This is a genomic window from Micromonospora sp. NPDC005299 (assembly GCF_042872345.1).
Classification (GTDB): Bacteria; Actinomycetota; Actinomycetes; order Mycobacteriales; family Micromonosporaceae; genus Micromonospora.
Window position 1 is genome coordinate 216,830 of record NZ_JBIAKG010000010.1, and the last position, 13,076, is coordinate 229,905.

Annotated in this window: 10 protein-coding genes and 1 pseudogene; 3 read left to right on the forward strand and 8 right to left on the reverse strand. The window is 74.3% G+C overall.

What is annotated here, in order from left to right:
• Window positions 1–49: 49 nt before the first annotated feature.
• Together ACFYPD_RS26170 and ACFYPD_RS26175 are read right to left on the reverse strand one after the other, a co-directional pair.
• Window positions 50–1,516 (reverse strand): annotated as a pseudogene (locus ACFYPD_RS26170) (PucR family transcriptional regulator ligand-binding domain-containing protein); the annotation flags it as partial.
• 68 nt (window positions 1,517–1,584) lie between these two features.
• Window positions 1,585–2,394 carry a TrmH family RNA methyltransferase gene (locus tag ACFYPD_RS26175; RefSeq protein ID WP_387118675.1) on the reverse strand — a complete coding sequence of 270 codons (810 nt, stop codon included), beginning with the start codon at window positions 2,392–2,394 and terminating at the stop codon, window positions 1,585–1,587.
• 110 nt (window positions 2,395–2,504) lie between these two features.
• On the opposite strand from ACFYPD_RS26175, the gene ACFYPD_RS26180 reads away from it, so the two are divergent.
• A complete protein-coding gene (locus ACFYPD_RS26180) occupies window positions 2,505–4,343 on the forward strand; it encodes a thiamine pyrophosphate-requiring protein (protein ID WP_387118678.1) in 1,839 nt (612 codons plus the stop codon).
• Window positions 4,344–4,347: 4 nt separating this feature from the next.
• Here the strand turns inward: ACFYPD_RS26180 and ACFYPD_RS26185 are convergent, their stop codons facing one another.
• Complete coding sequence (locus tag ACFYPD_RS26185; protein ID WP_387118680.1) at window positions 4,348–4,905, reverse strand: dihydrofolate reductase family protein; 558 nt, start codon at window positions 4,903–4,905, stop codon at window positions 4,348–4,350.
• Between the two features lie 129 nt (window positions 4,906–5,034).
• Here ACFYPD_RS26185 and ACFYPD_RS26190 point away from each other — a divergent pair, with 129 nt between their 5' ends.
• Window positions 5,035–5,637 (forward strand): dTMP kinase, encoded by a 603-nt coding sequence (locus ACFYPD_RS26190; protein WP_387118683.1) that lies wholly within the window; start codon window positions 5,035–5,037, stop codon window positions 5,635–5,637.
• Window positions 5,638–5,652: 15 nt separating this feature from the next.
• Here ACFYPD_RS26190 and ACFYPD_RS26195 read toward each other — a convergent pair whose 3' ends face one another.
• From ACFYPD_RS26195 to ACFYPD_RS26210, 4 genes are all read right to left on the reverse strand, one after another.
• Window positions 5,653–7,854, reverse strand: a complete 2,202-nt coding sequence (locus tag ACFYPD_RS26195) for a transglycosylase domain-containing protein (protein ID WP_387118686.1) — start codon at window positions 7,852–7,854, stop codon at window positions 5,653–5,655.
• A 176-nt stretch (window positions 7,855–8,030) separates the two neighbouring features.
• A complete protein-coding gene (locus ACFYPD_RS26200; protein ID WP_387118689.1) occupies window positions 8,031–8,828 on the reverse strand; it encodes a hypothetical protein in 798 nt (265 codons plus the stop codon).
• A 139-nt stretch (window positions 8,829–8,967) separates the two neighbouring features.
• Window positions 8,968–10,074, reverse strand: coding sequence for an SPFH domain-containing protein (locus ACFYPD_RS26205; protein ID WP_387118692.1), 1,107 nt, complete (start codon window positions 10,072–10,074; stop codon window positions 8,968–8,970).
• Between the two features lie 4 nt (window positions 10,075–10,078).
• Window positions 10,079–10,552 carry an NfeD family protein gene (locus tag ACFYPD_RS26210; RefSeq protein WP_387118695.1) on the reverse strand — a complete coding sequence of 158 codons (474 nt, stop codon included), beginning with the start codon at window positions 10,550–10,552 and terminating at the stop codon, window positions 10,079–10,081.
• A gap of 90 nt (window positions 10,553–10,642) precedes the next feature.
• Here ACFYPD_RS26210 and ACFYPD_RS26215 point away from each other — a divergent pair, with 90 nt between their 5' ends.
• The gene (locus tag ACFYPD_RS26215; protein WP_387118698.1) at window positions 10,643–11,956 is read left to right on the forward strand and encodes a serine hydrolase domain-containing protein; all 1,314 of its coding nucleotides are present in this window, start codon (window positions 10,643–10,645) and stop codon (window positions 11,954–11,956) included.
• Window positions 11,957–12,170: 214 nt separating this feature from the next.
• Here ACFYPD_RS26215 and ACFYPD_RS26220 read toward each other — a convergent pair whose 3' ends face one another.
• Complete coding sequence (locus ACFYPD_RS26220) at window positions 12,171–12,983, reverse strand: DUF3097 domain-containing protein (RefSeq protein ID WP_387118701.1); 813 nt, start codon at window positions 12,981–12,983, stop codon at window positions 12,171–12,173.
• Window positions 12,984–13,076: the final 93 nt, after the last annotated feature.

Here is a 13,076-nt window from a genome sequence, read left to right on the forward strand (position 1 = left end):
GGTCCGCGGCGCGTACGGCGCCGGCGGCCGCCGTCCGGGCGGCCGGGTCGCCGGGGCGGGCGGAGCGGGGCGCCGGCGGGCGGGCCAGGTCGGCGTCGAGGCGTACCCGGCGCAGCGCGGCGGCGAACGCGGCCAGCGCCTTCTCCTCGGCGGCCGGGTCGGGCAGCGCCAGCAGCGCGCCCACCGCCTGGTCGTCGACGGCGCTGGTCAGCGCGGTGAGCTTGGCCTCGCGCAGCGCCTGGCCGACCGCCTCGGCGAGGTCGCGCAGCCGGGCCTGGCCGGCGTCCGGTCCGCTGTCGGGGCCCGGCCCGCCGCCCTCGCCCGAGTCGTCAGCCCGGTGCCGCACCACCACGCCGACCAGGTGGCGGCGGTCCAGGGTCACGCCGAGGGCCTTGGCCCGCAGCGCCACCTCGTCCACCGGGCGGGAGTGGTCGATCAGGGCGGTGAGCAGGGTGCGGTGGATCTGCCGTTCCAGCCCCTCGGCGTCGCGCCGGATCAGCCGGCCCAGGGCCAGGGTGGAGGCGGCCCGCTCGATCAGGATGGTGAGCCGGGTGGGCGGGGTGGCCACGGCCGCGGATGGGCGGGTGGTCGCCGCCGGTGACGGGTGCCCGTCGGTGGTAGCCGGTTCGGTGCGGTCGCCGTCGCTGGACGGCCGGCCGAGGTGGGCCTCGCGGGAAGCGGTGGTCGCCGGCCCGCCGGGGTCCCATCCCGCCGCGGCGGCGACCGCCTCGGCGGCCGCGGAGCGGTCCCCGGCGGGCGGTGTCGGACCGGTGGTCAGCTCGGCACCGGCCGGCCAGCGCAGCAGCAGCCGCCCCCAGTCCTGGCCCCGGGCGCCGACGGTGGTCACCAGCCACCCGCTGTCCGGGTCGTACGCGGTGCGCCCGGCCGGCCGGATCCGCCGGGAGTGCTGCTCCCAGCCGTCCAGCAGCAGCTCGGCGCTCTCCCCCGCCGGGTCGTACGCGAGCACCTGCCGGGACAGGTTCTCCAGCACCACCGGGCAGCCGGCCAGCTCGGCGGCCTGCCGGACCACCTCGGCGGGCTCGGCGCCCTCCACCGAGAGTTCGGTGAACCGCTGGTGGATCTCCTCGGTGGCGCGCAGCTCGGTGAGCTGGGCGTCCACGATCAGCGCGTGCACCGCCTCGGTGATCCGCACGAACGGGGTGGCCCGGCGCAGCTCGACCAGGGGCAGCCCGCGCCGCTCGGCGGCGGCGGCCATCACCCGGGGCACTCCGCTGACGTAGCGCCGGCCCAGCTCCACGACCAGCCCGGAGACGCCGACGTCGGCCAGGTCGCCGATGAACGCGCGCAGCCCGGCGTCGTCGGCGGGCAGCCCGATCCCGGTGGTGAGCACCAGCTCACCGCCGCCGAGCAGGGTGGCGATGTCCGGCACCTCGGCCACGTGCACCCAGCGCACCGGCCGGTCCAGGCCCGCGTCCCCGGCGACCAGGCGCGGCGCGCCGTGGCGCACCGGCACCAGGGCGAGCACCTCACGGACGGTAGGGAACACGGGCGACACGCTACCCTGCGTCACCGCCGATGCCGAGCGTGCCTGGCGGCCACCGCCTGCCCGCGCCGCCCCCGGCGTCACAGCGGGTCGTCGCGACCCAGCTCCCAGCACGCCACCGCGGTGGCGGCGGCGACGTTGAGGGAGTCCACCCCGCGCCGCATCGGGATCACCACCCGGACGTCGCTGGCCGCCATCGCGGCCCCGGTCAGGCCGGCGCCCTCGGCCCCCATGAGCAGGGCCGCGCGGGCCCGCTGCCCGGCGTCCAGCCGCTGGATCGGCACCGCGTCCGGGGCGGGCGTCATGGCCAGCACCGTGAAGCCCGCCGCGCGGACCTGGCCGAGCCCGTCCGGCCACGGCTCCAGCTTCGCGTAGGGGATGGCGAAGACCTCGCCCATGCTGACCCGGACGCTGCGCCGGTAGAGCGGGTCCGCGCAGGTCGGCGAGAGCAGCACGGCGTCCACCCCGAGCGCCGCCACGGCCCGGAAGATCGCGCCCAGGTTGGTGTGGTTGTTGACGTCCTCCAGGATCACCACCCGCCGGGCGGTGGCCAGCACCTCGGCGGCGGACGGCAGCGGCTTGCGGCGGAACGAGGCGAGCACGCCCCGGTGCACGTGGAAGCCGGTGGCCCGCTGGAGCACCTCCTGGGTGGCCGCGTAGACGGGGGTGTCCCCCGTGTCGAGGTCGGCGAGCTGGTCCACCCGCTTGGCGTCGACCAGGTACGACCGGGCCGGGTAGCCGGCCCGCAGCGCCCGCCGCAGCACCAGCTCGCCCTCGGCGATGAAGAGCCCGTGCGGGGGCTCCCAGCGGGTCCGCAGCTCCACGTCGGTCAGCGCGCGGTAGTCGGCGATCCGGTCGTCGTCGGGGTCGGTGATCTCGTGGACGGGCACCGGACGATTCTGCCTGGTGGGTCCGGCCGGTCCGGCGCGGCCCGGGTTTCCGCCGCCCGGGGAGGGGAACGGAGCCCGGGAAAGCGGACAGCGACGAAGGGACCACCCCGATGAGCGCGGACCCCAGCGGCGACGGCCGGCTGCCCCGGAACGCCACGGTCGCCGACTTCATCGTGGCCCGGCTGGCCGAGTGGGGCGTGCACCGGTACTACGGCTATCCCGGCGACGGCATCAACGGGATGACCTCCGCGCTGCAACGGGCCGCCGACCGGACGCAGTTCGTCCAGGTGCGGCACGAGGAGACGGCCGGCTTCGCGGCCAGCGCCCACGTCAAGTACGGCGGCGGCCCGCTCGGCTGCGTGGTGGTGACCAGCGGCCCCGGCGCGATCCACGTGCTCAACGGCCTGTACGACGCCAAGCTGGACCACCAGCCGGTGGTGGCGCTGCTCGGGCACACGGCGCTGCCCGCCGAGGGCGGCGGCTACTACCAGGAGGTCGACCTGCTCGCCCTCTACAAGGACGTGGCGTCGGCCTTCCTCGCCCAGCTCGACGACCCGTCGCAGGCGCGGCACCTGGTCGACCGGGCCTGCCGGACCGCCCTGGCCCGGCGTACGGTCACCGCCTTGGTGCTCCCCTCCGACGTGCAGGACGAGCCGGCGGTGCCGGAGCCGCCGCACGCGCACGGCTACTACCACACCAGCGCGGTGCCCAGCAGCATGCCGACGGTGCCGCCGGAGGAGGAGGTGCGCCGGGCGGCCGAGGTGCTGCGCGGCGGCGAGAAGGTCGCCATGCTGGTCGGGCAGGGCGCCCTCGGCGCGGAGGACGAGGTCCGCCGGGTCGCCGACCGGCTCGGCGCGGGGGTGGCCACCGCCCTGCTCGGCTTCGCCGCCGTCGACCACCGGGAACCCTGGGTGACCGGCGCGATCGGCCTGCTCGGCAGCCGCCCGAGCTGGCAGCTCATGCAGGAGTGCGACCGGCTGCTGATCGTCGGCAGTCAGATGCCGTACTCGGAGTTCTACCCGCCGCAGGGCAAGGCCCGGGCGGTGCAGATCGACCTGGACGGCAGCCGGATGGGGCTGCGCTACCCGACCGAGGTGAACCTGACCGGGGACGCCGCGCCGACCCTGCGGGCGCTGCTGCGCGAGCTGGGCACCGGGCCGGTGCCGGCCGCCTGGCGGGCCACCCTGGCCGACGCCACCGGGAAGTGGTGGCGGGCCCAGCGGGAACTGGCCGAGCAGGCGGCCGACCCGGTGAACCCGCAGCTGCTCTTCGCGACCCTCGACGACGCCCTGCCGGACGACGCCATGCTGGCGGTGGACTGCGGCACGGCGACCGCCTGGTACGCCCGCCACGTCCGGGTCCGCCCCGGCATGCTGGCCAGCCTCTCCGGCACCCTGCTCTCGATGGGCGGGGCCATGCCGTACGCCATCAGCGCGAAGTTCGCCCATCCGGACCGCCCGCTGGTCGCGCTGATCGGCGACGGCGCGATGCAGATGAACGGGGTCAACGAGCTGATCACCGTGGCCAAGTACTGGCGGGAGTGGGCGGACCCGCGGTTCGTGGTGCTGGTGCTCAACAACCGCGACCTGTCCTTCGTGAGCTGGGAGCAGCGCTCCGGCGAGGGGACGCCGATGTTCCCGGCGAGTCAGGACCTGCCGGACGTGGCGTACCACAAGTGGGCGGAGGTGCTGGGGCTCGACGGCGTGCTGGTCGACTCCCCCGACCAGGTGCCCGACCTGTGGCAGCGGGCGCTCACCGCCGACCGGCCGGTGGTGGTGAACGCGGTCGTCGACCCGGCGGAGCTGATGCTGCCCCCGCACTTCACCGCCGAGCAGGCCCGCAAGACGGCCGCCGCGGTGCTGCGCGGGGACAGCGACCGGACGGAGATCCTCCGGCGCGGGCTGCCCTCGGTCCTCGCCACCTACCGTCCCCGCCGCCGGGGGCGGTGACCGGTCACGCCCGCTCGTAGCGCAGCAGCACCGACCGGCCGTCGAAGCCCCGGGTCCCGGTCAGCCGCAGGTCGAGGCGCTCCTTGCCGGGGAAGACGGGGGTCCCGCCGCCCAGCACGACCGGGTGCACCACCACCTGGTACTCGTCGACCAGCCCCAGCTCGCCCAGCGCCGCCGCCGCGCCGGAGCCGCCGGTGAGCAGCAGGTCCCCACCCGGCTGCGCCTTCAGCTCGGCGACCTCGGCGGCCAGGTCGCGCCCGATCACCCGGGCGCCGTACTCGGCGCTCTCCAGCGTGCGGGAGATGACGATCTTCGGGGTGCGGGCCCAGATCGGAGCGAACCGCAGGTCGTGCGGGTCCTGGGAGATCTGCTCGGCGCGGGGCCAGTACCAGGACATCAACCCCCACACCGTGCCGCCGTAGAGGAAGGCGTCGGCCCGGTCGGTCAGCTCGAAGGAGTACGCGGACAGCTCCGGCCCCATGGCCGCCCAGTCGAACTCCCCCTTCGGGCCCTCGATGAAGCCGTCGACCGACTGGTGCACCCAGTGGACGAGCTTGCGCATGGTGTCCTCCGCTTCCGGCGGCGCCCGCGGCGGGCGCGCTCACCGGTGGGTCGGAGCCGGCCGACCGGATCCGACAGCCGGCGGGGACTTTTTCGGGAAAGTTGCCCGGGGCGGCTACCGTCCCGATCCGTGGCCCGCTCCGTGATGATCGCCCTGGTCGGTGTCGACGGCTCGGGCAAGAGCACCCAGGCCAGAGCGCTCGCCCGCCGGCTGACGGCGCGGGGCGTCCCGGCGACCTACTTCGAGAACGCCGGTGGCCGGCCGCTGTGGAACCGGCTGGCCCGGGCGCTCGGCCGGCCGGACGGGGTGGTGCTGTTCGGCCGTACCCTCTATCCGGCGCTGGAGGCGACGGTCCGCGCGCTGGCGATGGCCCGCACCGTGCTGGTGGCCCGGCTGACCGGTCGCACGGCCGTGCTCGACCGGTGGACCTGGTGCCAGGACGTCATCATGGCCGCCCGCGGCGACCGGGGGCGGCGGGCGGTCCGGGCCGCGTACGCGATCTTCCCGCGCCCCGCCGTGGTCTGCTTCCTGGCCACCGCGCCGGAGGTGGCGCAGCGGCGGGTGGCCGCCCGGGGCATCGACACCGAGGAGTTGGCGCACCTGCGCGCGCTGGACGCCGCCTACCGGGCGCTGCCCGAGTTCACGACGTTCGTGGTGCTCGACGGCGACGCCACCCCCGACGAGGTGGCCGCCGCCCTCGACCGGGCGGTGTCACCCCTGGTGGCGGGGTGACACCGCGGATCGGGGTCAGCCGCGGTCGCGGCCCTGGAGCCAGCGGAGCAGGTCTGACGGGAGGTTGCGGTCCTGTTCGCGCCGGTCCGGACGCGGGGTGGGGCGCGGCTGCGGGCGCTGCGGGTCGCCGGCCAGCTCGCGGCTGGGCGCGGTGAAGTCCTTCACCGGCTTGCCGTCCACCGCGGTATGGATCACCCGGGCGACCGCGTCGATCACCTTGGCCTGCACGGCCGAGCCGACCAGGTCGGTCGAGTCGTCGGGGTTCGCGGCGATGCCGGCGACGGCGACCTGCGGGGTGAACCCCACGAAGGTCTCGGTGGCGTTCTGCTCGGAGCTACCGGTCTTGCCGGCCACCGGGCGGCCGACGAGCCGGTCGACCGAGGTGGCGGTGCCGCCGTTGCACTGCCCGTACGCCGACTGCTGGCCGACCGGGCAGCGGGCCGCGTCGGTGGCCGCCCGGGCCACGTCGGCGTCGAGCACCTTCTTGCAGGACGGCTGGCCGACGTCGACCTTCTCGCCGTTGGCCGCGGTCACCGAGACCACCGGCAGCGGAGAACAGTAGGTCCCCTCGGCGGCCACGGTGGCGTACGCGTTGGCCAGGTCGAGCGGGGTGGTGGCGGCGACGCCGAGGGTGAACGCGCCCCAGTTCTCCGCGTCGTCCTTGGCGAAGTCGGCGTCGGAGTCGGCCCGGAAGGTGATGCCGAGCCGCTGCGCCATCTCCACCACCTTGTCCTCGCCGACCTGCTCGGCCAGCCAGACGAAGTAGGTGTTCACGGAGCGGCCGAAGCCGTCCCACATCATCCGGTAGCCGTCCATCCACTCCGGGTTGGCGTTGGCCGGGCACCACTTGCCGGCGCAGTTGCCCTCGGCGTCGGACCCGTAGCGGGTGGGCAGCTTCGCCGGGGCGTCGAAGCCGGTGGCGAGCGGCTTGCCGGCCTCCAGGGCGGCGAGCATGGTGAACATCTTGAACGTCGAGCCGGCCTGGTAGCCGTCGACGCTGGCGCCGCCGGAGATCAGCGGGTTGACGGTGTTCGGGTGGTTGGCCTGCCCGGCTGGGTTGTCGGCGAGGCTGTAGTGCCGGTTGACCGCCATGGCGAGCACCCGGCCGGTGCCGGGCTCGACCGCGGCGATCGGCAGGGCGCGCTTGTTGCCGTAGCCGTAGACGGCGGTGGCCTGCTTCTGGGCGGTCTGCTGGATCTTCGGGTCGAGCGTGGTGACCACGCTGTAGCCGCCCCGGCGCAGCGCCTGCTCGCGCTCCTGGACGGTGGCGCCGAAGGCCGGCTGGGTACGCCACCACTGGCGCAGGTAGTCGCAGAAGAAGCCCCAGTCGTCGTGGCCCGCCGCGACCGCGGTGCAGCCGTTGGGCTGGGCGGTCGGATGCAGAGTCAGCGGCTCGGCCTGGGCCGCGGTGGCCTGCTGCGCGGTGATCGCGCCCGTCTCGGCCATCGAGTCGAGCACGTACCCCCGGCGGGCGAGCGCCTGGTCCTTGTCGCCGTCGATCGGGCTGTACTCGTCGGGCGACTGGACCAGGCCGGCGAGCAGCGCCGCCTCGCCCACGGTCAGGTCGGCCGGGGCCTTGCCGAAGTAGCGCTGGCTGGCCGCCGCGACGCCGTACGCGCCGGAACCGAAGTACGCGATGTTGAGGTAGCGGTTGAGCATCTCGTCCTTGCTGAGCGTGTTCTCCAGCGCGTTCGCGTACCGGATCTCCTGGAGCTTGCGCCCGACGGTCTGCTCGGTGGCGGCCTGCCGCTCCTCCGCGGTGCGCGTGGGGTCGGTCTTGAGCACGTTGCGGACGTACTGCATGGTCAGCGTGGAGCCGCCCTGCTCGGTGCCGCCGCCCTTGACGTTGGCGACCAGGGCGCGGGCGATGCCGCGCAGGTCCGCCCCGCCGTGCGAGTAGAAGCGGCGGTCCTCGGCCGCGATGATCGCCTGCCGCATGACCGGGGCGATCTCGGCGAGGGGGACGTCGGTGCGGTTGACGTCGTAGAACGTGGTGATCAGGGTCTTGCCGTCGTTGGCGTAGAGGTAGGAGCGCTGCGGCTGCGCGGGGGTGCGCAGCGCGTCGGGCAGCTCCGCGTACGCGCCCAGGCCGGCCTGGGCGGCGAGCCCGCCGAGCAGCCCGCCGGGGAGCGCGGCGACCGCGAGGACGAGCCCGGCGAGAACGCCGGCGAGGAGCACGGTGAAGAGCCGCGACAGCGGCGACCGGGGAGACGGCATGGGCTCCAGGATTGCCGCGAATGCCACCAACCGGCCACTCCGCCAGGCAACTGTCAGTTACCTCACGGCAACCTCCCAGCTCGCCGTGACCCGCCGATCATCAGGTTGACGGCAATGTGGATCTCCTTGAGTGCCGCCTACCTCATGATCGACCCGAGTTCGGGCGGTGGAGGCCGTCAGCCGGCGGCCAGGGGGCCGTTGGGGGGTGGGGCGGGGGTGGCAGTCACGCTGGCCGCGACCGTGTCGCGGGCGATCGTCGCGGGGACGAGGCGGCCGGAGCGGTAGCCGATGCCGATGCCGGCGACCAGCACGAAGATCGCGCCGAAGGTCTGCAGAGAGCCGACCAGCGCGCCGCCCAGGCCGAGCAGCGGGGCGGCGATCATCAGCATGATGCCGTCGCCGTAGGAGAACATCCCGGACCGGGCGACCGACCAGCCGGTGAGGAACCAGCCCAGGCTGTAGAAGGTGGCGCCGACCAGGACCAGGGTGCGCGCGGTGGTGCCGAAGACCGGCGCCTGCTCGGCGAGCCCGGCGAAGGGGAGCATCAGCACCATCCCGCCGATGCTGGCCAGCAGGCCGACGAGGGCGATCCGTCGGCACCGGGTGGCGGCGAGCAGGCCGGCGAGCGCCAGCAGGGCGAGCAGCCCGAGCCAGACCGCGGCCACCCAGCCGACCAGGTAGAGCGGCTGACCTTCGGCCGGGTAGGGGTCGTTGCCCACCCCGCCGTCGCTGGCCAGCGCCACCAGGCCGTAGAGGACCGCGTACGCGGGCAGCAGCCAGACCGCCGCGCGGGCGAACCGGCGGATCGACCAGGCCCAGCTCGCGTCGGTGGCCGGGGCGGCCGGTCCGGGCTCGGAGACGAACGGCAGCACCCCGAACCCGCCCCCCGTACGCCGGGTGCCGAGCGGGCCGGCCGGGTCGTGCGCGCCCGGGACCGGGGTCCTGGAGAACAGCCGGTTCGCCGGATCCTTCATGCGTCACCTCGCTCCGTCTGCGGGCGGCGCGGGACGCGCAACGGCGCCCCGGTCCTGCTCACCACCCGTCCTCTGACCGATGGTGGCAGGCACCGGGGCGCCGTATGAGGGATTCTCGGATTTGCCGGCGGCCGCTCCGTCAGCCCCGTTCGCGCTGGTCCGACGGGTCGTTGAGCAGGCTCTCCGGGGCGACCGGCTCCGGCGCCGGCAGCCCCTGCGGGGCGGTGCCGCCGGTGGCCTGGGCCTCGGCCACGCGTACCTCGTCGTGGATCTCCTGCGCGGCGGTCGCCGCGGCCCTCGCGGCCTCGGCGGCCTCCCGCTCGACCTCGCCGGCGCTCTTGGTGGCCTCCGGCGACGGCACGTCGCCGACCATGTTGGCCAGCCCGCCGAGCGCGCCGCCCATGCCCTCCAGGGCCTTGGTCAGCTCGGTCGGGACGATCCAGACCTTGTTGGCGGTGCCGTTGGCGATCTGCGGCAGGGCCTGGAGGTACTGGTAGGCGAGCACCTTCTGGCTGGGGTTGGCCTGGTGGATCGCGTCGAAGACCGTCCGGATCGCCTTGGCCTGGCCCTCCGCCTGGAGGATCCGGGCCTGCCGGTCACCGTCGGCGCGCAGCACGGCGGCCTGCTTCTCGCCCTCGGCGGTGAGGATCTGCGACTGCTTGTGCCCCTCGGCGTTCAGGATGGCGGCGCGGCGGTCCCGCTCGGCGCGCATCTGCTTCTCCATCGAGTCGCGGATGCTCGGCGGCGGCTCGATCGCCTTGATCTCGACCCGGGTCACCTTGATGCCCCACCGGCCGGTGGTCTCGTCCAGCACCCCGGAGAGGTGCCGGTTGATCTCCTCGCGGCTGGTCAGCGCCCGCTCCAGGTCCAGCGAGCCGATCACGTTCCGCAGCGTGGTGACGGTGAGCTGCTCGATGGCCTGGAGGAAGTTGGAGATCTCGTAGGTGGCGCGGACCGAGTCGACCACCTTGAAGTAGAGCACCGTGTCGATCGAGACGACGAGGTTGTCCGAGGTGATCACCGGCTGCGGCGGGAAGCTGACCACCTGCTCGCGCATGTCGACCTTGGTGCGCACCGCGTCGACGTACGGCACCAGCAGGTTCAGCCCCGGGCTCAGGGTCCGCTTGTACTTGCCCAGCCGCTCCACCACGTCCTGGCGCTGCTGCGGCACGATCCGCACCGCCTTCACGAGCGTCACCACGACGATCACGGCGACGGCGATCAACACGATCGCTGCAAACTCCATATCTTCACCTTTTCCCTTCGGGCAGCCCGCCCGGGGTGGAAATCTCGTCCTGCCAGACCAGGGCGGTCGCGCCCCGGACCTTTATCACCTGCACCCGCTCGCCCACCGCGTAGCTGCGCGTCGCGTCGTACGACCGGGCCGTCCACATCTCACCGTCGATCTTGACCAGGCCCCGCTCGGCGTCGACCGGTTCCAGCACCAGCGCGGTGGACCCCTCGATCGCCTCGACCCCGAACGGCTGGTCGCCGCTCTCCAGCGACGGCATGGCGTGCCGCTTGATGACCGGCCGGACCAGGGCCACCGACAGCGCGGAGACCACCGCGAAGACCAGCGCCTGGAGCGCGACCGGCGCGCCGAGCGCGGCGGCCCCGGCGGCGGCGAAGGCCCCCGCCGCGAACATGATCAGGAAGAGCGTCGTCGTGAAGATCTCGGCGACCGCCAGCAGCACACCCAGCACGATCCAGAACACGGCGTCCACCCTTAGATCGTGACACGCCGACGCTCGCAACAACGACCCCAAATGATCACCTAAGCTCGGCACCGCGCCGACGACCGCCGAGGAGGACCCATGGCCCTGCTGCCCGAGACCGTCCGACAGGTGGACCTGCTGGTCGCCCGGGCCCAGGCGGAGGGGCGCGGCCCCTCGCTCGCCCTCGGCGTGGTCCGCGACGGCGACCTGGCGCACGTCGCGCTCGCCGGCGAGCAGCCCCGCCCCGATGCGGACCTCCAGTACCGGATCGGCTCGATCAGCAAGACCATGACCGCCGTGCTGGTGATGCAGCAGCGCGACGCCGGCCGGCTGGCCCTGGACGACCCGCTCGACCGGCACCTGCCCGGCACCCCGGTCGGCGCGCTCACCCTGCGCCAGCTGCTCGGGCACGCCAGCGGCCTCCAGCGGGAGCCGGACGGGCAGTGGTGGGAGCGGGCCGCGGGCGCCGACCTGGCGACCCTGCTCGCCGGGCTCACCCCGGCGAAGATCGCCCACCCGCCGCACCACGTCTACCACTACTCGAACCTGGCGTACGGGCTGCTCGGCGGGGTGCTGGAGCGGATCACCGGCACACCCTGGGCCGACCTGCTGCGCGAGCGGCTGCTCGAACCGCTGGGGATGCGCCGCACCACGTACCACCCGACCGAGCCGTACGCCCGCGGCTACGTGGTGCACCCCTGGCACGACACGCTGCGGGAGGAGCCGCGTACCGACACCGGGGCGATGGCGCCGGCCGGCCAGCTCTGGTCGACGGTCGAGGATCTGGCCCGCTGGGCGGCCTTCCTGGCCGATCCGGCCCCGGCCCTGCTCGCCCCGGCGACGCTCACCGAGATGTGCGCGCCCGTGGTGATCAGCGACCTGGACTCCTGGACCGGCGGGCACGGCCTGGGCGTGGAGCTCTACCGGGTCGGCGACCGGGTGTACGTGGGCCACGGCGGCTCGATGCCCGGCTACGTCGCCGGCCTGGCCGTACACCGGCCCACCCGCACCGCCGTGGTCGACTACGCCAACTCGTACGGGCTGCGCGCCGGCCACCACGTCGTCGGCCTGGCCCGCGACATCCTCACCCTGGTGCTGGACGCCGAGCCCGCCGCGCCCGGCCCGTGGCGCCCGGCCGAGGCTCCGTCGGCCGACCTGGCCGAGCTGACCGGCCGCTGGTGGTGGATGGGCGGCGAGTACGAGTTCCGCATCGACCCCGCCGGCGACCTGGTGGGCGGCCAGGTCGGCCGGCCGCTGCTCCGCTTCACCCCCGAGGCCCCGGACCGCTGGCGCGGCCGCTCCGGCTCCCAGGACGGCGAACTCCTCACCGTCATCCGCGACGACAAGGGCTACCCCGTCGCCCTCGACATCGCCACCTTCGTCTTCACCCGAACCCCCGACCAGGAACCCTGACCGGGCACCGACCGGGGCGGCCAGATCCGTTTCAGCTGCTACGAACTTGATGACGCAGGTGGATCGCCCCTGATCCGTTCCCGCCGCTACAAACTTGATGACACGGATGACTCACCCCGCGATCCGTTCACATCATCACGTTCGTAGCACCCGCGAGGTCATCCCCACCCTCGGCTGCGGAACCGATCCGCGCACCCGGCCTGAACCGCAACCACTAAACAGGCGAAGTGACGAAATCGATCAACCGCTCGACAGCGTTGATCAGAGGCGTCTCCACGTCCGCGAAACTGTCCACCCGGGACAGGATGCGCCGCCACATGTCCGCCGGCTCCGCCACCCCGAGGGCCGCGCAGACGCCCTCTTTCCAGGGCCGCCCTGGCGGCACCACCGGCCAGGCCGGAATGCCCAGCGCCCGGGGCTTCACCGCCTGCCACACGTCCACGTAGGGGTGCCCGGTGACCAGCACGTGCGGCGAGGTGACCTGCGCCACGATCCGGCTCTCCTTCGAGCCGGGCACCAGGTGGTCGACCAGCACGCCGAGCCGGCGACCCGGGCCGGGGTCGAACGCGCGCACGTCGGCGGCGAGGTCGTCGATGCCGTCGAGAGGTTCCACCACCACGGCCTCGATCCGCAGGTCGTCGCCCCAGATCCGCTCGACCAGCGCCGCGTCGTGCACGCCCTCGACCCAGATCCGGCTGGCCTTCGCGACCTGGGCCCGGACGTTGTCGACCGCGATCGAGCCGGAGGCGGTGCGCCGCCGGGCGGCGGGCACCGGGGCACGGGCCGGGCGGCGCAGGGTGACCGGCCGGCCGTCGAGCAGGAACGCGGCGGGCAGCAGCGGGAAGTTCCGCCGCCGGCCGTGCCGGTCCTCCAGCACCACCGCGCCGGACTCGAACCCCACCACCGCGCCGCAGAACCCGGAGTCGGCGTCCTCGACCACCAGGTCGGGTTCGGCGTCGACCTCCGGCACCACCTTCCGCCGCCGCCAGTCGCCCGCCAGCACGTCGCCGTCGTATCGCCCCGCCATGTCGATCACGCTAGCCACCGCCCCGGCGCGTCGCCCGGCGACGCGCCGACCAGGCACTCCACCGGCGGCACAGAAAGGGGCGAAGGGGGTAGT

Coding starts and splice junctions, on each gene's coding strand:
- ACFYPD_RS26180 (WP_387118678.1), top strand. CDS start 2,505: ATGAGCGCGGACCCCAGCGGCGACGGCCGGCTGCCCCGGAACGCCACG.
- ACFYPD_RS26185 (WP_387118680.1), bottom strand. CDS start 4,905: ATGCGCAAGCTCGTCCACTGGGTGCACCAGTCGGTCGACGGCTTCATC.
- ACFYPD_RS26195 (WP_387118686.1), bottom strand. CDS start 7,854: ATGCCGTCTCCCCGGTCGCCGCTGTCGCGGCTCTTCACCGTGCTCCTC.
- ACFYPD_RS26200 (WP_387118689.1), bottom strand. CDS start 8,828: ATGAAGGATCCGGCGAACCGGCTGTTCTCCAGGACCCCGGTCCCGGGC.
- ACFYPD_RS26205 (WP_387118692.1), bottom strand. CDS start 10,074: ATGGAGTTTGCAGCGATCGTGTTGATCGCCGTCGCCGTGATCGTCGTG.
- ACFYPD_RS26215 (WP_387118698.1), top strand. CDS start 10,643: ATGGCCCTGCTGCCCGAGACCGTCCGACAGGTGGACCTGCTGGTCGCC.
- ACFYPD_RS26220 (WP_387118701.1), bottom strand. CDS start 12,983: ATGGCGGGGCGATACGACGGCGACGTGCTGGCGGGCGACTGGCGGCGG.